This is a genomic window from Clostridium sp. chh4-2, assembly GCF_002899675.1.
Lineage (GTDB): Bacteria > Bacillota > Clostridia > Lachnospirales > Lachnospiraceae > CHH4-2.
The window spans coordinates 42,315-65,681 of record NZ_PKUU01000010.1 but is presented as its reverse complement, the minus strand read 5'-3'; the positions used below and the strand labels follow the sequence as shown (position 1 = coordinate 65,681).

The following is a 23,367-nucleotide window of genomic DNA, read 5'->3' as shown; positions in this document are numbered from 1 at the left end:
CCGCTTATCCTTTGACAGCTCCCGCCGCCACACCGTTCACAAACTGTTTCTGGAACACTCCAAACAACAGAATGAGGGGAAGCGCGCATAAAATACACGCTGCAAACAACACCGTCCACTGAGCCGGATTCTCTTTATCTCCCAAAAACTGCAGAAGAGCCACTGGAAGAGAATACTGCTTTGATTTGCTGATAAATACCATTGGGAAGAAATAATCGTTCCAAATCCAGATTCCCTGGGTAATAATTACGGAAATCGTGGCCGGTTTTAAAAGCGGAAATACAATTTTGAAAAATCTCACTGCAAGGCTGGCCCCATCAATATATGCCGCCTCTTCAATCTCCACAGGCACCCCTTTTAAAAATCCGGTATACAAAAATGTGGTAAATGGAAGGCTGCATGTAATGAACATGATCATCGGCGTGAACCGCGTATTCGGTATATTGAGACCACTTATCATCTGTGTAACCGGAATAATGGTCATCTGCGCCGGTATAACAAGGCCGGCAATAAAGAAATAGTATAAAAAACGGCTGAACCGTGATTTAATTCTGCTGACCGGATAAGAAGCTGCCGATCCCACAAACACAATCACAACTAAGGAACCAAATGTGGTCAGCACGCTGTTTAAAAACACCTGCCAGAAATTCATCCTTTTAAATGCGGTCAAATAACTGTCAAATGTAAATTCCGTAAACAGCTTTAAAAAGTTCTGGTTATTTCCCACATGCCGGAAGGAACCTGACAATACGGTTAAAAGAGGCACTAATGTTATGATACAGTAGATGCCAAGCACTGCATAGATGGCGAGGTTTTGAATATTAGCCTTTTTTTTCATTATAATTCTACCTCCCTCTTATTCATGAAGATCAGCATTCCTATGGTGATGGCGATAATCAGCACGAATGCAATCATGGACAGCGCGGCCGATTTGCCCATCAGCTGTTCATTAAACGCCAGCTTATAGATCGCATACATCAGCGTATTCGTAGATTTTCCAGGTCCGCCGTTTGTCATGATAAATACATAGTCATATGCCTTTAAACCATTAATTACGTTGAGCACTACATTGATGGTGACGGTAGCGGAAATCAACGGAAGTTTGATATTTTTAAGCATCTGCCATCCGGCGCATCCGTCGATCTGGGCCGCTTCGATCAGCCCATTGTCAATGGTCTGAAGGCCCGCCAGATAGATGATCATAGTCGTACCTATATGTTTCCAGATATCCACGCAGATGATAGCATAAAGGGCGGTCTTAAAGCTGGCTAATATGTTGAATTTGGAGCCGTCCATTCCCACAACGTTCATCAGGCTGGCAATCAGTCCGTCGCTGGGCATATAGACATAGGTCCAGATAAAGCCGATCACAATGGCGCTGAACAGGGTTGGAATATAAGCGGCCGTCCTGAAAAAGCCCTTTCCCCGGATTTTGGCATTTAATAAAAATGCCAACGCCAGCGCGATTACATTGGAAAACACCACTAAAACCACCGTATAAATCAATGTATTTGGAAGTACTGCTTTTAACGTACCGTCTTTTATCAGGTTCAGATAATTCTGTAACCCCACAAAAGAATAGTTCTGGTTCACCCCGTTAAAATTAGTAAAACTGTAACGGAACAGCTGAAATACCGGCAGCACCCAGAATATTGAATACAGCAGCAATGCCGGCACGCTGAACCAAAACATCTTTGACGGCATCGTTAATGACCTTTGCCCCTTTTTTGCCTTCATATTTTTCCTCCATTTCTTTCCTGAATCCCATTTTTTCCAAAGAGAAAGCTGCCACGCAGGAAATGATCTTCTTCCCTTTGCATGGCAGCCGCCTGCCTTACTGCTGCAGTAATTCTTCCAGTTTATTCTGCATTCCTTTTGTAATATCCGGGATTGTCGTGCCCGCTCCGCCGATTAATTCACCGAATAAAGTTTCCATCTCTGTTTCCGTACCTGCCGGCCATGCCTGATTGCACCAGTAGAAGGAATGGCCCTCGCCGTATAAATCCATAAATGGCTGGTACAAAGGATCGACTACGGCTCCCTGGTTGGAAGAGATGAATTTTCCGTTGGTCTCATATGATTTATAAAGTTCAGATTCCCCGTCAAACCACAGCTCGATGATCTCTTTGCATAAATCGATATTCTTGGAACCGGAATAAACTGCCGGCCCTGCTCCGGGAGCGCCTGCCACATACAGCTGGCTGCCTTCATCATTGGCCGGAAGCGGGAAATATCCGCGTTCGAAATCAGCGCTTCCCTGTGCCTCAACCGCCTTGCGGTTAAATGTTCCGTCGAAAATCATCGCAGCCGATCCGTCAATAAATTTCTGCTGGGCCTGGGAAATTCCAAGTCCCAAAGAACCGCTCTGAATATAGCCTTTTTCATATAACTCATAATATCTGGATAAAACCTGGTCCCAGGTGCCTTCGTCCGTGAACTTGGCTTCCCCGTCTCTTAACTTCTGGTCATAGTCAGGATCTGCCGGATACACCATGTTGGCCGCCATCTGATATAAGCCAAACTGCATCACGTACATGTCCTTATCGCCCATAACAACCGGCTGAATCCCCGCATTTTTCAGAGTTTCACAGCAAGCCAGAAATTCCTGCCAGTTTGTCGGCACGCTGAGCCCATTTTGCTCAAATATAGTTTTATTATAGTAAGTTCCAAGGAATGTAACTCCGCCCGGGATGCCATATACCTTATCCTGATAGGTAAATGAATCCACTCCGTTTCCTACCAGATCCACACATTTTAAATCGGATAAATCAGCCAGATATCCGGCTTCCGCCAACGTATAAGTGGCGTTGACGCCAGCATATCTTGGCTGTACCCAGAGAAGATCCGGAGCTTCTCCTGTAGCAAGTTTTGTTTTAAGAGCCGTGTAATACTGATCGTCCGGCAGCATTGTAACTTCCAAAGTGACATTGGGATATTTTTCCTTTACCAGTCTCGGAAGGGAATCCGCCCTGAAATCCTCTCCATCCGCGGATTTCACCCCTGAACACATAAATGTGATTGTAATATCATCGCCGCTGTCCGGCTGTTTCGCTTCCTCTGTTTTTGCAGTCTGGCTTGAAGAACCGCCGCTCTGGCATCCTGCCATAGTCCCCGCCGCAAGAGCCGCCGCCAACACAACACTCCATAATTTTTTTCTCATTTTCTCCTCCATTCCGCCGTTTTACCGGCTGTTTCATTTCTGCACTTCCTTTTGATATATTTATTGTACCATGAAGAAAGTGTACTTTTGTTTTATCATATGGTATACTTTTGTTAGATTTTTAAGGAGGACGGTGCAATTATGAAGCTAAAATACAAATTTTTAATCATCTTTCTTCTGCTGTCCAATATTCCACTGATTCTCATCACCTGGTTTGCCTATAACCGGTATACCAGCCTGCTGGAATCCCAGCTGGACCAAATTTCAGAGAATCTGATCGAAAATGCGGTGGACGCCGTGGATTCTGCAATCGTGGATATCAACCGGGTCACAGAGATTTTCACCTTTTATTCAGAATCAAAGGACTCCATTGTGGACGACTTAAAAAAATATACCGGCAAAACCGAATACACCGATTACGATGTATTCCAAAGCAACAAAAACATCAAATTTATCTGCCAAAACCTGATCTATTCTTCCGACTACATCAACGGTATCTTCGTGTTCACGCCTTCCGGCGAGGTTCTGGGCTACGGTTACGGCAACAACATCGACATCTATCCCGATTACAGTCCCTTTGAGGACGAATGGTATAAAAATGCGGTGGACGCTAAGGGAAAGATAATTACCGACGGCATCAATACTAAAAATTATATCATCAATGCTGCTCCGTCCATCACATTTTACAGGGCTTTGTACGATGTTTTTTCTCACGAGTTTTTAGGAGTATTAGTCACCGACTGTTCACCCGGAATATTTGACCTTGGTAATGTCAATACCATGCCGGACAACGTTATGCTGTCCATCCAGAGCGGTCATAACCAAATCCTATACTCCAATGCTGATCTGCTGCCCTATAATTTCTCCAATCATTCCACGATTGTAACCAAAAAACCGCTGTCCCTCGAACCGCTCACCTTGGTGGCAGCAATCAACTACGACGCTCTTTATAAAGAATTTGGAGCTTCCAGGCTGCTCTTTTTAGCCATTGCAGTGGTATGCGTGCTGGTGTTCCTGGTGATTTCCATTCTACTGTCCACCAGCATAACCAGACCCATCTCCTATTTAAGCCGTTGTATGTCCAATCATGACTCCAACAATTACATAACCGAAACAAAATATCTGAACAAGACGGATGAAATCGGAACCTTGTTCAATGAGTACAACGCCATGCTCCAAAAGCTGAATTCTTACATCAAAAGGGAGTATCAGAACAAACTGATCACCCTGGATTCCCAGATGAAGTCTTTAGAAGCCCAGATCAACTCCCATTTTCTGTACAACACTCTGGAATCCATTAACAGCATTGCGGAAATCGAGGAAGTGGAAAGCATATCTATCATGTCCATGGCCCTTGGAAACATGTTCCGCTACAGCATTAAAACCCAGAGCGAGTTGGTAACCATCGCCGACGAACTCGGCCATGTAAAGGATTACATCTCCATCCAGCAGATACGTTTTTCCTATCATTTTAAGGTATTGTACGATATCCCGGAAGAGATGCTGTCTTTGAAGGTGCTGAAATTAATCATGCAGCCCATCGTGGAAAATGCCCTGTACCACGGCTTAAACTACTGTTCCACAGGCGACTGCATCAAAATCGCATGCCGCGCAGAAGGTGAGCTGATCTACATCACTATCTCAGATAACGGCTGCGGAATGGACGGAGATCAGTTAGAAAAACTGCGTCAGGAACTTTTGGAACCGGCCCAGTTTAAAGAGCTCGGCCAGCGCACCAAACAGAGCATCGGCCTGAAAAATATTCACAGCCGCATCGAACTCTACTACGGCCAGTCCTACGGATTGTCCATCAGCAGCGTGCCGGACGAGGGCACCACAGTAACCCTGCGCCTCCCGCTGCTCCACTTGGACCGCAAATAATTCACGTTTAAAATGGGGGAAATCTATGTACCGTTACATTGTCATCGACGACGAAGAACTGACCCGCAAGGGAACGATCGCTAAATTAAAGAATATGAATCATCTTGTCACCTGTGCCGGTGAAGCCGGGGACGGGCAGGAAGCCCTTCTCCTGATCGAACGGGAAAATCCCGACATCATCATCACAGATATGAATATGCCCAATATGTCGGGCAGCGCCTTGCTTCCGCTTTTAGCCGAACAGTATTCCGACAAGCCGATTATCGTTATCAGCGGCTATAAGGATTTCGAATACACCAGACAGGCCATCCGGGCAAAAGCTGTGGACTATCTGCTAAAGCCCTTTGGCCGGGATGATTTGCAGGCCTCTATGCAAAATGCCATTCGTTTTATCGAAAATACCGCCTCCATGCAGAATCAGCTGATGGACAGCGAGCAGGAAAAGGAATACGCCTGCTACGAATATGATATCCAGTCGTTGAAAAATTCCATCTTAGGTTACCATACGGAAAAACTGACCCTGGCCTCACAAAAGCTCAGCTATATCAATGACACCCATTCCCTGATGCTCATGACCATCCATAGCGGAGATACTCTGGAAGAAGAGGAAATGCAGAACTACCTGGCGGAAAATGGATTTGGGGACCTGGCCTTATACTTACAACACATCAATAATAAACACTTGGGATTCTTGATCCTTTTTATGCCGGAGCAGTCCATATTAAGCCCCAACGCCCTGTGCCGTCAGATCGCCAAAAGTATTATCACTTTATTTGAAACGAGAGATGTCTCCATATCCATCGGAATCAGCGTGCTCCACAACCAGCTTTCGGAACTTCATGACGCATTTCTGGAAACAGTGGAAGCGCTGAACACGAAAAAGCTCAAAGATATCAACCACTTTTATTTCTATCAGGAAAATACAGGTGAATACCGCCATTTCCAATGGAATAAGCAGAATGAGCTGCTGTTTAGAATCGAGGCCGGTATGGAACAGGAAGTAAAGCAGCTGGTCCATGAGCTGTTCACCTATTTCGAAAGCTTTCCGGAATCCAGCTTTTCCGACGTGAAATACTTCTGCTTCCAGCTTTCCGACCAAACCCGTGGAATTCTGACAAACTACGTGGAACAGGTCAACCCTTCCTCCGTTTCTTCCAGCATCCAAAATATACTTAATACCATGTTCGCTTTAGATGAGCTGGAAGCCTATTACCTTCAGTTTTTTACAAATATCACAAACGTATTAAAGGAAAAAGGAATTTACGCCACGGACAATGTTATTGAAAAAATCAAGCTCTATGTGGAAAAGAATTATTATAAAGATCTGTCTGTAGAACTGCTCTCCTGCTTCTTCTATATGAGCCGCAGTTATCTGAGCCATTTGTTCAAAGAACAGACAGGCGAGAAATTCGTAGATTATCTGAACCGCATCCGCATCGAAAAAGCCAAACAACTGCTGCTTTCTTCCGATAAAAAAATGTACCAGATTGCAAAGGCGGTGGGTTATGACAATATCAAATATTTTTTCCGGGTCTTCAAAAAATGGACAGGAGAAACGCCGGAACAGTGGAGGACTTCTCATTTATAACCGAACTAAAGGGGGTTAAATATGGACTTACGTCAAATTGAAAATATCCTTAAAATCGCCCAGGAAGAGAACATCACCCGGGCAGCGGAAAAGTTATATATTTCCCAGCCTGCGCTGAATCAGCAGCTTTTGAACCTAGAAAAAGAGCTGGGTACCCGGCTCTTCTACCGAAACCGCAACAACTGGAAATTAACGGAAGCCGGTGAGATCTACGTGGAAGCCGGAAAGAAGTTATTAGAGATAAAAAAAGACGCATATTCCAGAATCTCTGATTTAGCACAGACCAAACGAGAACAGCTGACAATCGGCGTAACGCCCGGAACAGGGGGACGTATGCTGGCATGGGTTTACAAAAAATTTCATCGCACGTATCCCGAGATCAGGATTCAGGTTTCCCAGTCCTTCGGGCGGCAGATGCAAAAGGATATTGCATCAGGAGTCTTAGATATAGGCATCATGACCATCGGTAATTCCTGGTCCTCCAAAGAAGTGACCGAAGAGCTGAGAAAGGCGGAAATGATTCTTGTGATGTCAAAAGACAATCCCATGAAAAACGCCGCATTTTTTGAACCGGACGGTACGGAAGTCATAGATTTAAAAGCTCTCTGTGATGAATATTTTGTGCTGGGAAACAGAGCCGGCATCAACCATACGATTCTGACCGATATCTTTGAACAAGCCGGGTTCACGCCAAAAATTTATTCCCAAAGCGGCGTATTCCAGCTGAATATGTCCATGGTGGAAGAAAACCTGTGCTGCGGCATCATTGAAGAATACCACAAAGATGAGCTCCCCGAAGGCGTTATCAGCTACAAACTCTCCTCTCATCCCACCTTAAATGTTGTGGCCGTCTATAAACAGGGGAAATATCTGAGCCGCGCAGCAAGAGATTTCATCGACATCGCCAAGGAATACTGGAAAGAATGTGAATTAAAATTTGAATAGTTCCATCGAAATTGACAAGTGTACAAATGCCCCCTTCACCGATATACTCAAATTGTCTTGAATGTATTGCGCAATATACATATCAATCATAAAGGAAGGTGTCTATCTAATGGCTTGGCAAATGTACTTTACATTTTTTACATTCTTTCTGGTAATTATCCTGCTGTCCAGCGGAAAATTCCGTATTGCGACAGTGGCGATGATGGCAGCGATCATTTTGGAAGCATCGGGAATCCTGACCTTTAAAGAAACCTGGTCCGGGCTGACAAACTCCTCAGTTGTCCTGATGGCCTCCATGTTTCTGGTGGCTCACGGCCTTTCAAAAACCAGTCTTATCTCAAAATTAAGCCGCAGCATGATTAAACCGGGTTCCAGTGATACCAAAATTATGTTCGGCTTCTTCATTATGATCTTTTTGTTGACCTGCTTCACCAATGGAACAACAACACTCACCATACTCATTCCTCTCATCATTACAGTATGCAAAGAAAATGACCGTCCGGTCAGCAAATTCATGCAGAGCTGCGCGATCATCGCTCAGGTTTGGGCAGGCTTGATCCCTTTAGGCGGCAATGCCGGCGGCTACAACATGATTAACCAGGTGATCACAGAGTTAGGCGGAACCGGGGAATTTACTTTTTTCACCCAGATGATCGCTAAACTCCCAATAGGAATTGCGGTTGCCGCAGGAGCCGTATTCGTGAACCACCGATTTGCCCCTACGATTGATGCGGACTACACTGCACAATCCAGGGAAGAGAAAAAAGTCAATCTGACTGAAAAACAGGAGAAAATCACGATCATCATTTTCGTTCTCACCATCTTAGGGCTGGTATTCATGTCCCTGACAGGAGGCGACAATGTGGTTCCGCCGCTGATCGGCGCGCTGGCAATGGTTCTGTTTGGGATCATCGGCCCGAAAGAAATTCCAAACCACATGGGGCTGACCGTAATCATGATTCAGGTCGGCATGCTGCCTCTGGCAACCGCTTTAGCGAAAACAGGCGGCGACAAGGTCATTGGAAATATCGTTAATACGCTTCTTGGCGGGTCAGACAACAAATACTTCGTGCTGTTCGTCTTCTTTGCGGTAACTTCTGTGTTAACCCAGTTTATGTCCAACAGCGCCGTGAATAACATTTTCCGCCCCATCGCAGTCATTACGGCAATCACAAATGGATGGAGCGCAACCGCGCTTGTGCTGGCAGTTCTCATCGGCTCCAACCGCCCCGTCAATATATGCACAACAAGGAAAATGCCGTAACCATGCGGCTTTCAGCACCTTAAAGACAATTAAACAACCCCTATAATTACACCTAAAACGCCGTAGCAAGGTTGGACAAGCCTTGATATGGCGTTTTTAAGTGAATAGGATATGTCGCCGCAGCTTGAAAAGAGTTGCGGTTTTTTTATGCCCGAAAACAGGCGGTAACGTGGAACGTTAGGCGCGAAAAAGCCCTTGCAATACAAGGCTTTTCAGACGCAAAAACGGCAAAGGCATACTGCAATACCAAAAACGCCAAAAACGGCTTTCTAATATTCCACGCAAACCGAGAAAGGAAGTGATAAAAAATGGCAGTTTTCCGAGTTGAGAGAAATACGGGCTATACCGTTATGAGCAACCACCACTTGCGCAATAAGGAACTCACCTTAAAGGCAAAAGGCTTGCTTTCGCAAATGCTGTCCTTGCCCGAAGATTGGGATTATACACTTGCGGGCTTATCTCACATCAACCGCGAGAAGATCGACGCAATCCGCGAAGCGGTCAAAGAACTTGAAAAAGCCGGATATATCGTCCGCAGCCGGGAACGCGACGAGAAAGGACGTTTGCGCGGCGCGGATTATGTCATATATGAGCAGCCGCAGCCCAAAGAGCCGGAAGCAGCTACCAGCAGCGAAAAGCCGCCTACATCGGATTTACCTACATTGGAAAATCCAACGTTGGAAAAACCTACGTTGGAAAAACCTACGCAGGAAAATCCAATGCAATTAAATAAAGATATATCAAGTAAAGAACAATCAATTACTGATCTATCAAGTACCCATTCCATTCCTTTCCATTCCCCAAACCCCTTGCCCTTTGCACAGGGCGAAGCGGCTACGCTGCCGGAAAGGAAAAGAACGGAAGCGAAAAGCAATAGCGCAGTAGAGATTTACAGGGAGATTATCAAGGACAATATCGAATACGACCATCTCATTCAAAACTGCAAAATCGACGCAGACCGCCTAAATGAGATTGTTGACCTTATGCTGGAAACCGTCTGCACAGCCCGAAAGACAATCCGTATCGCCGGGGACGACTACCCCGCCGAACTGGTGAAATCCAAGTTTATGAAGCTGAACAGCAGCCACATTGAGTTTGTTTTGGACTGCATGAGGGAAAACACAACCAAAGTGCGCAACATCAAGCAGTATCTAAAAGCGGTGCTGTTCAACGCGCCGAGTACCATTGACAGCTACTATACCGCCCTTGTCAATCACGATTTTTACGGCGGCGAATGAGCATAGCCACACTTTACCGGGAAAGGAGTTGATACCTTGCAGGAGGAAGTAACCCAAAAAACGATTGCCCTATACGTCAAAGTGGGAAAAGGCGCGGCGCGGCTTACCGAACAGGCGTTGCAGAAAGCAATCCGAAAGTTTTTGGAGCAGAAAAGCAAGCCCGCGCATGGGAAACAGACCATGCGCCAGCTTATGAAGCAGAATGCGGGCGTTTCCAACATCGAGATCACCGACGCGAATATCAAAGCCTTTGAGAGTACGGCGAAGAAATACAACATAGATTTTTCGCTGAAAAAGGTTAAGGGCGAGCAGACCCGTTACCTTGTGTTTTTCAAAGGCCGGGACGCGGACGTTATGACCGCAGCGTTTCAAGAGTTTTCCGCAAAGAAGCTGAACCGGGATAAAAAGCCATCTATCCGCAAAGCCCTTGCCGCTGCAAAGGACAAGGCAAAACAGCTTAACGCCGCCCGCGACAAGGTAAAGAAAATGGACAGGGGGCGCGAGATATGAAGCAGATTAACTACAAAAAGCTGATACTTCCGAATATCCCCTATGTGTTCTTTGTCTATCTCTTTGATAAAGTCGGACAGGCGGTGCGGCTTGCCCCCGGCGCGGATATTTCCGCAAAGATACTGAATATCACGCAGGGATTTTCCGCAGTCTTTGAAAACGCCTTGCCGAGCGTGTACCCGCTGGATTTGCTTGTCGGCATTATTGGCGCGGTGATTATCCGCTTGATAGTCTATGTCAAAGGGAAAAACGCAAAGAAATACCGCAAGGGCGCGGAGTACGGCTCTGCCCGATGGGGAAACGCCGAAGATATTAAGCCCTACATAGACCCGGATTTTCAAAACAACATCATTTTAACGCAGACGGAACGGCTTACCATGAACAGCCGCCCGAAGCAGCCGAAGTACGCAAGAAATAAAAACGTCGTCGTGATCGGCGGCAGCGGCAGCGGAAAGACAAGGTTTTTCGTCAAGCCTAATTTAATGCAGCTTCATTCTTCCTACGTCTTGACAGACCCGAAAGGTACCGTCCTAATCGAGTGCGGGAAGCTGCTGCAACGGGCGGGCTACCGCATTAAGGTACTGAATACGATTAACTTCAAAAAATCCATGCACTACAACCCCTTTGTGTATATCCGCAGCGAAAAGGACATTTTGAAGCTGGTAAACACGCTGATAGCGAATACCAAAGGCGAGGGCGAAAAAAGCGCGGAGGATTTTTGGGTAAAGGCAGAACGGCTTTTGTATTGCGCGTTGGTGGGCTACATCTGGTACGAAGCCCCCGCAGAGGAAATGAACTTTATTACCCTGTTGGAACTTATCAACGCCAGCGAAGCCCGCGAGGACGACGAGGAATACCAAAGCCCCGTCGATCTGTTGTTTGCCGACTTGGAGGAACGCGACCCCGACCATTTCGCGGTGAAGCAGTACCGAAAATATAAATTGGCGGCGGGCAAGACCGCAAAATCAATCCTCATTTCTTGCGGTGCGCGGCTTGCCCCCTTTGATATAAAGGAACTCCGCGATCTTATGTCCTACGACGAATTAGAACTTGATACGTTAGGCGACAGAAAGACCGCGCTTTTTCTCATAATGAGCGATACGGACAGCACTTTCAATTTTGTTATCGCTATGCTGCAATCGCAGCTTTTCAATTTGCTTTGCGACAAGGCCGATGATGAATACGGCGGCAAACTACCTGTTCATGTGCGGTGTTTGCTGGACGAGTTTGCCAACATCGGCCAAATCCCGCAGTTTGAAAAACTCATTGCTACAATCCGCAGCCGGGAAATCTCGGCTTCTATCATTCTGCAATCGCAGAGCCAGCTAAAAGCCATTTACAAGGACGCGGCAGAAATCATACTGGACAATGCCGACAGCACCTTGTTTTTGGGAGGACGTGGGAAAAATGCAAAGGATATTTCGGAAAACTTGGGACGGGAAACAATCGACAGTTTCAACACTTCCGAAAATCGCGGCACGCAGGTTTCTCATGGCCTCAATTATCAGAAATTGGGAAAGGAGTTGATGACACAGGACGAAATCGCAGTTATGGACGGAGGAAAATGTATTTTGCAGTTGCGCGGCGTGCGCCCCTTTTTCAGCGATAAGTACGATATAACGCAGCACCCGAACTACAAATACCTTTCCGACTTCGACAAGAAAAACGCTTTTGACGTTGAACGGTATATGTCCACCCGTCCGGCAATCGTAAAGCCCGACGAACCCTTTGACATATACGAAATAGATTTGTCCGACGAGGACGCAGCCGCCGAATAAAAACGGCGGCATTTTTATTTCCAACAACATTTTTTGAGCCGTTTTAGCGGCAGAAAGCGAGGTTTATATGGATTTTTTCAACAGCGCAGTTGACGTATTGCAGACTTTGGTAATCGCGCTTGGCGCAGGACTTGGCATTTGGGGCGGCATTAACCTCATGGAGGGGTACGGCAACGATAACCCCGGCGCGAAATCGCAGGGCATGAAACAGCTTATGGCGGGCGGCGGCGTTGCCCTCATTGGGCTTACCCTTGTCCCGCTGCTCTCCGGCCTGTTTGGATAATGCCACAAACTAACACTACCCGCCGCGCTCTCCCGCTTCACGCGGGAGAGCGCGGGAAAGGAGGGATTAGCTTTTGATATGGCAGATGATTGAAGATTGGTTTCGCGGCATTTTGACAGACGGAATACTCTCTAATCTCTCCGGGCTGTTCGACAGCGTAAATACAGAGGTTGGAGAAATCGCAACGCAAGTCGGCACAACCCCTGCCGGGTGGAACGCGGGCATATTCAACATGATACGCAGCCTTTCGGAAAACGTCATTGTGCCGATTGCGGGCGTTATCATTACCTTTGTCATGTGCTACGAACTAATCCAGCTTGTAATTGAGAAAAACAATCTGCACGATCTCGACACTTGGATTTTCTTCAAGTGGATTTTCAAAACCTTTGTTGCGGTGCTGCTGGTAACAAATACTTGGAACATCGTCATGGGCGTATTTGACATTACACAGAGCGTCGTCAACGACAGCGCGGGCGTTATCATATCCGACACAAGCATAGATATTGCAACCGTTATCACCGATATAGAAGCAAAGCTGGAAGCTATGAGCGTCGGCGGGCTTTTGGGACTATGGTTTCAATCGCTCTTTGTGGGGCTTACGATGAAAGCGTTGTCTATCTGTATTATGCTGGTGGTATACGGGCGCATGATTGAAATATACCTTGTAACGAGTATTGCCCCTATCCCCGTTGCGACAATGGTAAATCGTGAATGGGGCGGCATGGGACAGAATTACTTAAAATCCTTGCTTGCACTTGGTTTTCAGGCTTTTCTAATTCTCGTGTGCGTCGGCATTTACGCGGTTTTGATACAGACAATCGCGGCAACCGACGATATATCCGGCGCGATCTGGTCTTGCATGGGCTATACCGTCCTTTTGTGTTTTACGCTTTTCAAGACGGGAAGCCTTGCAAAATCCGTATTCAGCGCGCATTAAGGGGGCGCAGATGAAGAAATACAAAATCATTTACGCCGATCCCCCGTGGAGATACGCGAGAAGCAAGGTACAGGGCGCAGCAGAAAAACACTATCCCACTATGAGCATTGAGGAACTTTGCGCTTTACCCGTCAAAGAAATTGCGGATAACGACTGCATTTTATTCCTATGGGCGACGTTCCCGCAGCTTAAAGAAGCGTTGCAGTTAATCAAGGCTTGGGGATTTACCTATAAATCTGTTGCCTTTGTATGGTTAAAGCAAAATCGGAAATCGCCCACTTGGTTTTATGGCTTGGGTTTTTGGACGCGAGGAAATGCGGAAATCTGCTTGCTTGCTACCAAAGGACACCCAAAGCGACAATCAAACAAGGTACATCAATTTATTATTTCCCCTGTTGAGCAGCACAGCAAAAAGCCGGATATAACGCGGGAAAAGATACTTGCCCTTATGGGCGATCTCCCGCGCATTGAACTGTTTGCAAGACAGCATACCCCCGGTTGGGACGTGTGGGGAAATGAAATTGCAAGCGACATACGGTTTGCCGGAAAGGAGGTTTGAAATGGCATATGTAACCGTCCCAAAGGATTTAACCAAAATCAAAAGCAAGGTAATGTTCAACCTTACCAAACGACAGTTAATTTGTTTCAGCGCGGCGGTGGCTATCGGGCTACCGCTATTCTTTTTGACAAAGGACAGCGCGGGAACGACAACGGCGGCTTTGTGCATGGTGCTTGCCATGCTGCCTATGTTCCTACTCGCTATGTACGAGAAGAACGGGCAACCGCTGGAAGTGATTATACGGCAATTTGTGGAAGTGAAGTTTCTTCGCCCCAAAGAGCGACCTTATCAGACCAACAATTTTTATACTGCCCTTGCGCGGCAGGAGCGATTAGATAAGGAGGTACGGGCGATTGTCAAAGGAAAAGGGAAAGACCCAAAACGAAAAGCGTAAACTTACGCGGCAGGAAAAGAAACAGATCGACGCGCTTATCCGGCAGGCAAAGGGCGACGGGAAGCCCCATACGGCGCAGGGCAGCATACCTTTTGAGCGAATGTATAAGGACGGGATTTGCCGCCTTGCAAACGGGCGGTATTCCAAGTGCATTGAGTTTGAAGATATTAACTATCAGCTTGCGCAGCCGGACGATAAGACCGCCATTTTTGAAGCCCTTTGCGATATGTATAACTCTTTTGACGCTTCGATTGGCGTGCAGCTTTCCTTAATCAGCCGCCATGCGAACAAGGAAGATTTTAAGAGCAGTATCACGATTGCCCCGCAAAATGATGACTTTGACAGTATCAGAGCCGAATACACCGAAATGCTGCAAACGCAGCTTGAACGCGGCAACAACGGGCTTATCAAGACAAAGTTCCTCACCTTTACCATTGAAGCAAAGGACATTAAATCGGCGCGGGCGCGGCTTGCCCGTATCGAAACGGACACCCTCAACCATTTTAAGGTAATGGGGGCGGCGGCGCGGGTGCTGGACGGGAAGCAGCGTCTTGAAGTGCTGCATGGGCTTTTCCACCCGGACGGGGAACGTTTCAACTTTGCGTGGGAATGGCTACCCGTAAGCGGCCTTTCCGTCAAGGACTTTATCGCCCCGTCCTCTTTCCACTTTGGCGACGGGCGAATGTTCCAAATGGGCGGGAAGTTTGGCGCGGTTTCCTTTTTACAGATCGTCGCGCCGGAACTTTCCGACCGTATGCTTGCCGACTTTATGGAAGCGGAAAACGGGATTGTCGTCAATTTGCACATTCAGAGTATCGACCACAACGAAGCGATCAAGACCATTAAGCGGAAAATCACCGACCTTGACCGCATGAAGATTGAGGAGCAGAAAAAGGCAATCCGCAGCGGCTACGATATGGACATAATCCCGTCCGACCTTGCCACCTATGGCGGCGAAGCGAAAAACCTTTTGCGGGATTTGCAGAGCCGGAACGAGCGAATGTTCCTTTTGACGCTGCTTGTCCTGAATATCGCAGACACCAAGCAGAAATTGGACAACGATATATTTCAGGCCGCAAGTATCGCGCAGAAATACAACTGTATGCTCACCCGCCTTGACTACCGGCAGGAACAGGGGCTTATGTCCTCTATCCCACTGGGGGAAAACCTTATCCAAATCCAGCGGGGCTTGACGACTTCCAGCACCGCTATTTTCGTCCCCTTTACGGTGCAAGAGCTGTTCCAAAACGGCGAAGCGTTGTATTACGGCTTAAACGCCCTTTCCAACAACATGATTTTGTGCGACAGGAAACGGCTAAAAAACCCCAACGGCTTGATTTTGGGTACACCCGGCAGCGGCAAGAGTTTTTCCGCAAAGCGCGAGATCACCAACGCTTTTCTCATTACGGCAGATGATATTATCATTTGCGACCCCGAAGCCGAGTATTACCCCCTTGTGGGGCGGCTAAAAGGACAGGTTATCAAGGTTTCGCAGAACAGCACGCAGTACATAAACCCGATGGATATAAACCTCAATTACAGCGAGGGCGACACGCCCATAGCCTTAAAGAGCGATTTTATCCTTTCCTTTTGCGAACTCATTATGGGCGGCAAAAACGGGTTGGAAGCGGTTGAAAAGACCTTGATTGACCGCGCCGTAATCAGCGTGTACCGCAGCTACCTTGCAGACCCCAAGCCGGAGAATATGCCGATTTTGGGCGACCTCTACAATGAAATCAAGAAGCAGCCGGAAAAGGAAGCCCAGCGTATCGCGTCGGCGTTGGAACTCTATGTAAACGGCAGCTTGAACGTGTTTAACCATAGGACAAACGTTGACATTCATAACCGCCTTGTCTGCTTTGATATTAAGGAACTCGGCACACAGCTTAAAAAACTCGGTATGCTCATTGTGCAAGATCAGGTTTGGAACAGAGTTACCATAAACCGCAGCGAGGGCAAGGCGACGCGGTATTACATCGACGAGTTTCACTTGCTGCTCAAAGAGGAACAGACCGCAGCATACAGTGTCGAGATTTGGAAGCGTTTTCGCAAATGGGGTGGTATTCCGACAGGTATCACCCAAAATGTCAAAGATTTATTATCGTCCCGCGAGGTGGAGAACATCTTTGAAAACTCGGACTTTGTGTATATGCTCAACCAAGCGCAGGGCGACAGGGAAATCCTTGCAAAGCAGCTTAATATCTCGCAGCAGCAAATGACCTATGTAACCCACTCCGAAGCGGGCGAGGGGCTTATTTTCTACGGCAACGTGATTTTGCCGTTTATTGACCGTTTCCCGCAGGATACGGAACTGTACCGCGTCATGACGACCAAACCCGGCGAGGTGTCGGCATGAGGATAGAAACGGATAAAATCTATTGCGGCGACAGCTTGCAGGTGCTTCAAACCTTGCCGGAAAACGCAGTTGATTGTTGCGTAACGTCCCCGCCCTACTATGCCTTGCGGGACTACGGCGCAGACGGGCAGATCGGACGGGAAGCAACGCCGGAAGAATATGTTTCCCGCATTACGGCGGTATTCCATGAGGTAAAGCGGGTGCTTACACCAGAGGGGACTTGTTGGCTCAATATCGCGGACACTTATTGCGGCACAGGCAGCAAAGCCGGACACCAAGACCCCAAATACCCCAAAGGCAGGAACGGGCAGCAAGTGGCGTTCAACCACCGCGCCCCCGGCTGCAAGCCGAAAGATTTAATTGGTATTCCGTGGCTTGTAGCCCTTGCCTTGCGGGGCGACGGTTGGTATTTGCGCAGTTCTATCATTTGGTACAAAACAAACCCCATGCCGGAAAGCACACGGGACAGGCCGACCCGCTGCTATGAGTATGTGTTTCTGCTCACCAAATCGAAAAAGTATTACTACGATTGGCAGGCGGTAGCGGAGCCGATAGCTCCCGCAACGACGGGGCGGCTGAAAAGCGGCGTTGGCAAAGGCAACAAGTACAGCGTTACCGTTCCAGGGCAGAACCAGCCGCAGAAAATCAACTGCACCCGCAAAAAGGGCGCATACGCCGACGAGATGATTTCCCCCGTCCGCAGCCGTCGCAACGTTTGGCAGATCAACAATGTTGCGTATCATGGCGGGCATTTCGCAGCTTTCCCGCCGAAACTTGCGGAAACGTGCATTTTGGCGGGCTGTCCCGTCGGCGGAATTGTCCTTGACCCCTTTTTAGGCAGCGGCACAACCGCAGCGGCGGCAAAAAACCTTGACCGCCGCTATATCGGCATTGAATTAAATCCCGACTATTGCGACCTTGCAAAACAGCGGATTGGAGGTGAAAGCCCATGAGCAAGGAATGGAAAGCTCCCGACAAAGTAACGCAGAAAATGACCCGCGACGGTGCGGTTGCGGAAAACCTCACGACGGGCGAAGCGTCCAGTATCAGCGAAAGGCCGCAGGAGGAAAACTATGCAGCCCCCACAGGGGCGGCAGCGGAAAAGGCTTTTCAGCATATCGGCGCAGAGGTTGAGCGACACGCGGCAAAGGGTGCAGAGAAAAAAGCCCTTGACGCAGCGCAGCTAAAAAACCATACTTCCCGCTTGCAGTTTTCCGAAGCGGAACGGGCATCGCCGAAATTGCAGAAATCTATCCGTAAATCCGAGGAAGCGGCAGACCGTTTAGACAAAGCGCGGGCGGCTATCCCCAAGCAGACCAAAATCAAGAAAGAGCGCGTTTTTGACGAAGCGAAAGGCAAGGCAAAGACGCGCCTTTCCTTTGAAAAGACCGATAAGCCCCCAAACGGCAAGTTGCGTCATAACCCCTTATCCCGTCCGGCGCAGGAGTTAAACAGCACCGTACATGGGAAAATCTACGAGGTAGAGAAAGAAAACGTCGGTGTGGAAAGCGGACACCGGGTAGAACTCGCGGGCGAGAAAGCGGGCGGCATGGCGGCGCGGGCAGCAAAGCGCAGCATACGCAGCCATAAGCTGAAACCCTACCGGGCAGCGGCGGCAGCGGAGAAAAAAGCGGTAAAGGCAAACGCCGATTTTCTCTATCAAAAGGCGTTGCACGATAACCCCGCCCTTGCGCACTCAAACCCCATTTCCCGTTTTTGGCAGAAGCAGCGCATTAAAAAGCAGTATGCAAAGACGTTGAAAGCGGGCGGCAAGGTCAAAAAGACCGCCGAAGCCACCGCAAAGGCGGCGAAGAAAACCGCGCAGGAAACCAAACGGGCGACGTTCTTTGTCGTCCGGCACTGGAAAGGCTGCTTGATTGTGGGCGGGATTGCCTTTATCGTGCTGCTGCTTTTCGGCGGCTTGTCCTCTTGCTCCCTCTTTGGCGGCAACAGCGGCAGCGGCTTGATTGCGTCGTCCTATCTCTCCGAGGACGCGGATATTACGGGCGCGGAAAGCGCGTATGCCGCTATGGAAGCCGAGTTACAAGATATGCTGGATAACATCGAGCGCGAATACCCCGGCTACGACGAATACCGGGTAAACGCGGACGAGATCGAGCATGACCCCTATGTGCTAATCTCTATCCTTTCCGCGCTGCATGAGGGCGTGTTTACCCTTGATGAAGCGCAAAGCACCCTTGAAATGCTCTTTGAGAAACAGTATATCTTGACCGTTGAGGAAGAAGTACAGGTACGCTACCGCACCGAAACGAGGACGGACAGCGAGGGCAACGAATATGAGGTTGAAGTACCCTATAACTATTACATTCTTCATGTGGATTTGGAAAACTTCAACCTTTCCCATGTCCCCGTCTACATCATGGGCGAAGAACAGCTATCCATGTACGCTATGTATATGTCGTCGCTGGGAAACCGCCCCGATTTGTTCCCGTCGTCCGGCTATGTATCAAAATACTATGAAAACCCGCCCGCCGATTATGAAGTACCCGCCGCGCTCCTTAATTCCGATGAAAAGTTTGCGCGGCTCATTGAGGAAGCGGATAAATATGTCGGCTTTCCCTATGTGTGGGGCGGCAGCACCCCGGAAACCTCTTTTGATTGCAGCGGCTTTGTGAGTTATGTATTGACGAACAGCGGCCTATACAATACGGGCAGACTTGGGGCGCAAGGGCTTTACAACATTTCAACCCGCGTTTCCAGCCCGCAACCGGGCGACCTTGTGTTTTTCGTTGGTACATACGATACCCCCGGCGTTTCCCATGTGGGGATTTATGTGGGCGAGGACGGGGACGGAAGCCCCGTCATGCTGCATTGTGGCGACCCCATCCAGTATTCAAGACTGGACACCAGCTATTGGCAATCCCACTTTTACGCCTACGGGCGGTTAAATTACAACTAATTTGAAAGGAGTAAATGACTATGGCGAACACAAAACTTGACCGTATCGAAAGGGATATTGAGAAAACGAGGGCGAAAGTCCTTGAATACCAAAAGAAGCTGAAAGACCTTGAAGCGCAGAAAGTCGAGGAAGAAAACGCGCAGATCGTGCAAATGGTTAAGGCGGTACACCTTGACGGGACGCAGCTTGCCGCGTTCCTCTCCGCTTACGCCAGCGGCGAAATCACCTTGCCGCAGCCGGAAGCGGCCTACCCCGCCGAACAGGAGGACAGCGACGATGAAGAATAAAAAGCTAATCCGAAAGTTTACCGTACTGCTTGCCGCGCTGGTTGTCATGTGCGGCTTTTCTGTTACCGCATACGCGGGCGGCGGGTCTGAAAGCGACTTGCCGCCTACCCCTGTAACCGAGGAAACGCCCCCGCCGGAAACCGAGCCGGAAGAAACGACGGGCGGCTATGAGCCGCAGCCCCTTACCCCGGACGGTAATATGTCCCTTGTGGACGATATTACGGGCGAAGCGTCCGGCGACAAGCAGTTTATCACCGTCGTTACCAAAAGCGGCAACTATTTTTACATCATCATTGACCGCGCCGAGGACGGAGAAAACACCGTCCATTTCCTTAACCAGGTGGACGAAGCGGATTTAACCGCCCTTATGGAGGACGGGCAGACCGAAGCCCCCGTTTGTAGCTGCACCGATAAATGCGTTGCCGGAAGCGTCAACACCGATTGCCCGGTTTGCAGCGTCAACATGAGCGAGTGCGCGGGCGTGGAAGCCGAGCCGGAGCCGGAAGAAACCGAGCAGCCGCAGGAGGAAGAAAAAGGCGGCGGCATGGGTATTCTGCTTGTGGTGCTGCTTGTTGCCGCAGCGGGCGGCGGCGCGTTCTATTACTTTAAGATTATGAAGCCCAAAAAGGACGCGGCAAAAGGCAGCAGCAGCCTTGACGACCTTGATTTTGACGAGGACGACGAGGAAACGGAAGAAGTCGAAACCGAACAGACCGAGCAGGAGGACGATAATCTATGAAACTTGTAATTGCAGAAAAACCGAGCGTCGGGGCGGCGATTGCCGCCGTTATTGGCGCGAATGAAAAGCGCAGCGGATATTTTGAGGGCAGCGGCTACCTTGTGTCGTGGTGTATCGGGCATTTGATTAGCCTTGCAGACGCGGCGACCTACAATGAACAATTCCGTAAATGGAAGTACGACGATCTCCCCATTGTCCCGCAGGAGTGGCAGTTTTCCGTTGCCAGCGGCAAGGAGCAGCAGTTTTCTATTCTCAAAGACCTTATGCACCGCAGCGACGTTACCGAGATTGTCAACGCTTGCGACAGCGGGCGCGAGGGAGAACTCATTTTCCGCTTTGTCTATGAACAGGCAAATTGCAAAAAGCCCTTTTCCCGCCTTTGGATTAGCAGCATGGAAGCAAGCGCAATCCGCGAGGGCTTCTCTAATCTCAAAGACGGGCGCAGCTATGACAACCTGTATCAATCCGCGCTTTGCAGAGCAAAGGCCGATTGGCTCATTGGCATTAACGCGACCCGCCTTTTCTCTATCCTCTACCATAAAACATTGAATGTCGGCAGAGTGCAAACGCCCACCCTTGCTATGCTGGTAAACCGCGACTATGCGATCAGCAGCTTTAAGAAAGAAAAATATCATGTCGTCCGGTTGGACGTTGGCGGCGTTGCCGCCCTTTCCGAAAGGCAGGACGACGAAGCGGCGGCGCAACAGATGAAAGCGGCTTGCGAGAAATCGCAGGCCGTTTGTACTTCCCTCAAAAAAGAGAAAAAGACCGCAGCCCCGCCGAAACTGTTTGACCTTACTTCTTTGCAACGGGAAGCAAACCGCTTATATGGATTTACGGCGAAACAGACCCTTGACTATGCGCAAGCCCTCTATGAAAAGCGGCTTTTGACCTATCCCCGCACCGACAGCAAATATATCACTTCCGATATGGAGGGCAGCACAAAAGAACTCATTACCGGGCTTTGTTCTCTGCTTCCCTTTATGCAGGGCGTGAAGCTGCAAGCCGACCTTACAAGGATTTGCGACAACAGCAAAGTAACCGACCATCACGCCATTTTGCCGACAGCGGAGTTTTTGAAAAACGGTTTTGCGCCCCTTGCCGAGAGCGAGAAAAAGCTAATGACCCTTGTATGCGCAAAACTGCTTTGCGCCGTTGCCGCGCCCTATACCTATGAAGCAGTTACGGCGGTTTTCACTTGCGGCGGCTATGCCTTTACCGCAAAGGGCAGGACGACGCTTTGCGAGGGTTGGCGCGAGATTGAAAGACTGTCCCGCGCCGCGTCCGGGGAACAGGACGAGGACGCAGAGCCGGAAGCGGTTTTGCCCCCGCTTGCCGAGGGACAGGCCTTTGAAAATCCGGCAGCGGAGATCTCCGAGCGTTACACGCAGCCCCCAAAGGCATTTACCGAAGATACGTTGCTTTCGGCTATGGAGAACGCGGGCAAGGAGGAAACGCCGGAGGACGCGGAACGCAAGGGATTAGGCACCACCGCGACGCGGGCGGGTATCATTGAAAAGCTCATTTCAGCGGGCTTTGCCGAGCGCAAGGGCAAGAAGCTAATCCCCACAAAGGACGGGTATAACCTTGTCGCCATTCTGCCCGAAAGCCTTACGTCCCCGCAGCTTACGGCAGAATGGGAAACGCGCCTTACCGGGATTGCAAAGGGCAGCGACAGCCCCGCCGACTTCATGCGCGGGATTGAGGAAATGACAGCGGGGCTTGTTAAAACCTATTCCGCGATTTCCGAGGATAAAGCGAAGCTGTTTACCCCGCAGCGGGAAGCAATCGGCACTTGCCCCCGTTGCGGCGCAGCGGTTTACGAGGGCAAGAAAAACTTTTATTGTTCCGACAGGGCTTGCAGCTTTGTCATGTGGAAGAATGATCGCTTTTTTGAGCAGCGCAAAAAGGCTTTCACAAAGGCGATTGCCGCCGCCCTTTTGAAAGACGGAAAGGTAAAAATCAAAGGTATGTACTCCACCAAGACGGGCAAGACCTTTGACGGGGTTGTGCTGCTTGCCGACACAGGCGGCAAGTATGTAAACTTCCGCGTCGAGCAGAACCGAAAATGATAAGGCTTGATGAAAAGCAGTACCGCGCCGTAAAGAAAATGACCCGCGCCGCTTGTGCAAACAACGATTGCGGGAATTGTCTGCTGCTGGACGACGGGGAAACTTGCGTTTGTGTGCAGAGTATCAGCTATTCGCTGCTATGCCGCTATTTCCGCGAAGCGGTATTACCCGCCGACAGGCAGCTTTGCGAACAGATCACCCGCAGCGGGGAAACCGATTTGAAACGTTGCGCGGTATGCGGCAGCACGTTTGCGGCGGGCAGCAACCGGGCGAAATACTGCCCCGATTGCGCGGCAAAGATACGCCGCAGACAGAAAGCGGAGAGCGAGAGAAACAGGCGTTTACGGAGTAAAACAACTACATAGCAAGCACAGCAAACGAGTACCCGTTTGCGAGAAATGCCCGCGCTTCCCATAGAGAGCGCGGGCATTTTGCTTGTTGGGATAGTCCCAAACC

At 49.1% G+C, this 23,367-nt stretch carries 21 protein-coding genes; 18 read left to right on the top strand and 3 right to left on the bottom strand.

Annotation, left to right across the window (positions count from 1 at the left end):
• Window positions 1–4: 4 nt before the first annotated feature.
• From C0033_RS12360 to C0033_RS12350, 3 genes are all read right to left on the bottom strand, one after another.
• Window positions 5–838, bottom strand: coding sequence for a carbohydrate ABC transporter permease (locus C0033_RS12360; RefSeq protein WP_103228177.1), 834 nt, complete (start codon window positions 836–838; stop codon window positions 5–7).
• The gene (locus C0033_RS12355; protein ID WP_242984488.1) at window positions 838–1,737 is read right to left on the bottom strand and encodes a sugar ABC transporter permease; all 900 of its coding nucleotides are present in this window, start codon (window positions 1,735–1,737) and stop codon (window positions 838–840) included. Before C0033_RS12355 ends, C0033_RS12360 begins: the two co-directional genes overlap by 1 nt.
• Window positions 1,738–1,834: 97 nt before the next feature.
• Entirely contained in the window at window positions 1,835–3,160 is a 1,326-nt protein-coding gene (locus C0033_RS12350; RefSeq protein WP_180994706.1) for an extracellular solute-binding protein, read from the bottom strand.
• 141 nt (window positions 3,161–3,301) lie between these two features.
• On the opposite strand from C0033_RS12350, the gene C0033_RS12345 reads away from it, so the two are divergent.
• The 18 genes from C0033_RS12345 to C0033_RS12260 all read left to right on the top strand — a co-directional run bounded on the left by C0033_RS12345 (window position 3,302) and on the right by C0033_RS12260 (window position 23,276).
• Window positions 3,302–5,041 carry a sensor histidine kinase gene (locus C0033_RS12345; RefSeq protein ID WP_103228175.1) on the top strand — a complete coding sequence of 580 codons (1,740 nt, stop codon included), beginning with the start codon at window positions 3,302–3,304 and terminating at the stop codon, window positions 5,039–5,041.
• A gap of 25 nt (window positions 5,042–5,066) precedes the next feature.
• Complete coding sequence (locus C0033_RS12340; protein WP_103228174.1) at window positions 5,067–6,629, top strand: response regulator; 1,563 nt, start codon at window positions 5,067–5,069, stop codon at window positions 6,627–6,629.
• Window positions 6,630–6,650: 21 nt separating this feature from the next.
• Window positions 6,651–7,574, top strand: coding sequence for a LysR family transcriptional regulator (locus C0033_RS12335; RefSeq protein WP_103228173.1), 924 nt, complete (start codon window positions 6,651–6,653; stop codon window positions 7,572–7,574).
• A 109-nt stretch (window positions 7,575–7,683) separates the two neighbouring features.
• Window positions 7,684–8,838 carry an SLC13 family permease gene (locus C0033_RS12330; protein ID WP_180994705.1) on the top strand — a complete coding sequence of 385 codons (1,155 nt, stop codon included), beginning with the start codon at window positions 7,684–7,686 and terminating at the stop codon, window positions 8,836–8,838.
• Window positions 8,839–9,146: 308 nt separating this feature from the next.
• The gene (locus tag C0033_RS12325; protein ID WP_103228171.1) at window positions 9,147–10,076 is read left to right on the top strand and encodes a DUF6017 domain-containing protein; all 930 of its coding nucleotides are present in this window, start codon (window positions 9,147–9,149) and stop codon (window positions 10,074–10,076) included.
• A gap of 36 nt (window positions 10,077–10,112) precedes the next feature.
• Entirely contained in the window at window positions 10,113–10,586 is a 474-nt protein-coding gene (locus C0033_RS12320; protein ID WP_103228170.1) for a PcfB family protein, read from the top strand.
• Window positions 10,583–12,364: a VirD4-like conjugal transfer protein, CD1115 family gene (locus tag C0033_RS12315; protein ID WP_103228169.1), complete on the top strand. Its 1,782-nt coding sequence runs from the start codon at window positions 10,583–10,585 to the stop codon at window positions 12,362–12,364. The genes C0033_RS12320 and C0033_RS12315 overlap by 4 nt, the downstream gene beginning before the upstream one ends.
• 67 nt (window positions 12,365–12,431) lie before the next feature.
• Complete coding sequence (locus C0033_RS12310; protein WP_002604482.1) at window positions 12,432–12,647, top strand: Maff2 family mobile element protein; 216 nt, start codon at window positions 12,432–12,434, stop codon at window positions 12,645–12,647.
• 73 nt (window positions 12,648–12,720) lie between these two features.
• Window positions 12,721–13,584 carry a VirB6/TrbL-like conjugal transfer protein, CD1112 family gene (locus C0033_RS12305; RefSeq protein ID WP_242984487.1) on the top strand — a complete coding sequence of 288 codons (864 nt, stop codon included), beginning with the start codon at window positions 12,721–12,723 and terminating at the stop codon, window positions 13,582–13,584.
• A gap of 10 nt (window positions 13,585–13,594) precedes the next feature.
• Window positions 13,595–14,143 carry an MT-A70 family methyltransferase gene (locus tag C0033_RS12300; protein ID WP_103228168.1) on the top strand — a complete coding sequence of 183 codons (549 nt, stop codon included), beginning with the start codon at window positions 13,595–13,597 and terminating at the stop codon, window positions 14,141–14,143.
• Window position 14,144: 1 nt separating this feature from the next.
• Entirely contained in the window at window positions 14,145–14,537 is a 393-nt protein-coding gene (locus C0033_RS12295; RefSeq protein ID WP_103228167.1) for a PrgI family protein, read from the top strand.
• A complete protein-coding gene (locus C0033_RS12290) occupies window positions 14,497–16,893 on the top strand; it encodes a VirB4-like conjugal transfer ATPase, CD1110 family (RefSeq protein WP_103228166.1) in 2,397 nt (798 codons plus the stop codon). The genes C0033_RS12295 and C0033_RS12290 overlap by 41 nt, the downstream gene beginning before the upstream one ends.
• A complete protein-coding gene (locus tag C0033_RS12285) occupies window positions 16,890–17,846 on the top strand; it encodes a site-specific DNA-methyltransferase (protein ID WP_103228165.1) in 957 nt (318 codons plus the stop codon). The genes C0033_RS12290 and C0033_RS12285 overlap by 4 nt, the downstream gene beginning before the upstream one ends.
• On the top strand, window positions 17,843–19,813 hold the full coding sequence (locus C0033_RS12280; protein WP_103228164.1) for a C40 family peptidase: 1,971 nt from the start codon (window positions 17,843–17,845) through the stop codon (window positions 19,811–19,813). Before C0033_RS12285 ends, C0033_RS12280 begins: the two co-directional genes overlap by 4 nt.
• A 20-nt stretch (window positions 19,814–19,833) precedes the next feature.
• Complete coding sequence (locus C0033_RS12275; RefSeq protein ID WP_074089157.1) at window positions 19,834–20,100, top strand: DUF4315 family protein; 267 nt, start codon at window positions 19,834–19,836, stop codon at window positions 20,098–20,100.
• Window positions 20,090–20,839 (top strand): DUF4366 domain-containing protein, encoded by a 750-nt coding sequence (locus tag C0033_RS12270; protein ID WP_103228163.1) that lies wholly within the window; start codon window positions 20,090–20,092, stop codon window positions 20,837–20,839. The genes C0033_RS12275 and C0033_RS12270 overlap by 11 nt, the downstream gene beginning before the upstream one ends.
• Window positions 20,836–22,911 (top strand): type IA DNA topoisomerase, encoded by a 2,076-nt coding sequence (locus C0033_RS12265; RefSeq protein ID WP_103228162.1) that lies wholly within the window; start codon window positions 20,836–20,838, stop codon window positions 22,909–22,911. Before C0033_RS12270 ends, C0033_RS12265 begins: the two co-directional genes overlap by 4 nt.
• Entirely contained in the window at window positions 22,908–23,276 is a 369-nt protein-coding gene (locus C0033_RS12260; RefSeq protein ID WP_103228161.1) for a cysteine-rich VLP domain-containing protein, read from the top strand. Before C0033_RS12265 ends, C0033_RS12260 begins: the two co-directional genes overlap by 4 nt.
• The last annotated feature ends 91 nt before the right edge of the window (window positions 23,277–23,367 follow it).

Excerpts from the sequence above, each read along its gene's own strand:
- C0033_RS12360 (WP_103228177.1), bottom strand. The coding sequence starts at position 838 with ATGAAAAAAAAGGCTAATATTCAAAACCTCGCCATCTATGCAGTGCTT.
- C0033_RS12355 (WP_242984488.1), bottom strand. The coding sequence starts at position 1,737 with ATGAAGGCAAAAAAGGGGCAAAGGTCATTAACGATGCCGTCAAAGATG.
- C0033_RS12350 (WP_180994706.1), bottom strand. The coding sequence starts at position 3,160 with ATGAGAAAAAAATTATGGAGTGTTGTGTTGGCGGCGGCTCTTGCGGCG.
- C0033_RS12345 (WP_103228175.1), top strand. The coding sequence starts at position 3,302 with ATGAAGCTAAAATACAAATTTTTAATCATCTTTCTTCTGCTGTCCAAT.
- C0033_RS12340 (WP_103228174.1), top strand. The coding sequence starts at position 5,067 with ATGTACCGTTACATTGTCATCGACGACGAAGAACTGACCCGCAAGGGA.
- C0033_RS12335 (WP_103228173.1), top strand. The coding sequence starts at position 6,651 with ATGGACTTACGTCAAATTGAAAATATCCTTAAAATCGCCCAGGAAGAG.
- C0033_RS12330 (WP_180994705.1), top strand. The coding sequence starts at position 7,684 with ATGGCTTGGCAAATGTACTTTACATTTTTTACATTCTTTCTGGTAATT.
- C0033_RS12325 (WP_103228171.1), top strand. The coding sequence starts at position 9,147 with ATGGCAGTTTTCCGAGTTGAGAGAAATACGGGCTATACCGTTATGAGC.
- C0033_RS12315 (WP_103228169.1), top strand. The coding sequence starts at position 10,583 with ATGAAGCAGATTAACTACAAAAAGCTGATACTTCCGAATATCCCCTAT.
- C0033_RS12310 (WP_002604482.1), top strand. The coding sequence starts at position 12,432 with ATGGATTTTTTCAACAGCGCAGTTGACGTATTGCAGACTTTGGTAATC.
- C0033_RS12300 (WP_103228168.1), top strand. The coding sequence starts at position 13,595 with ATGAAGAAATACAAAATCATTTACGCCGATCCCCCGTGGAGATACGCG.
- C0033_RS12295 (WP_103228167.1), top strand. The coding sequence starts at position 14,145 with ATGGCATATGTAACCGTCCCAAAGGATTTAACCAAAATCAAAAGCAAG.
- C0033_RS12285 (WP_103228165.1), top strand. The coding sequence starts at position 16,890 with ATGAGGATAGAAACGGATAAAATCTATTGCGGCGACAGCTTGCAGGTG.
- C0033_RS12280 (WP_103228164.1), top strand. The coding sequence starts at position 17,843 with ATGAGCAAGGAATGGAAAGCTCCCGACAAAGTAACGCAGAAAATGACC.
- C0033_RS12275 (WP_074089157.1), top strand. The coding sequence starts at position 19,834 with ATGGCGAACACAAAACTTGACCGTATCGAAAGGGATATTGAGAAAACG.
- C0033_RS12270 (WP_103228163.1), top strand. The coding sequence starts at position 20,090 with ATGAAGAATAAAAAGCTAATCCGAAAGTTTACCGTACTGCTTGCCGCG.
- C0033_RS12265 (WP_103228162.1), top strand. The coding sequence starts at position 20,836 with ATGAAACTTGTAATTGCAGAAAAACCGAGCGTCGGGGCGGCGATTGCC.
- C0033_RS12260 (WP_103228161.1), top strand. The coding sequence starts at position 22,908 with ATGATAAGGCTTGATGAAAAGCAGTACCGCGCCGTAAAGAAAATGACC.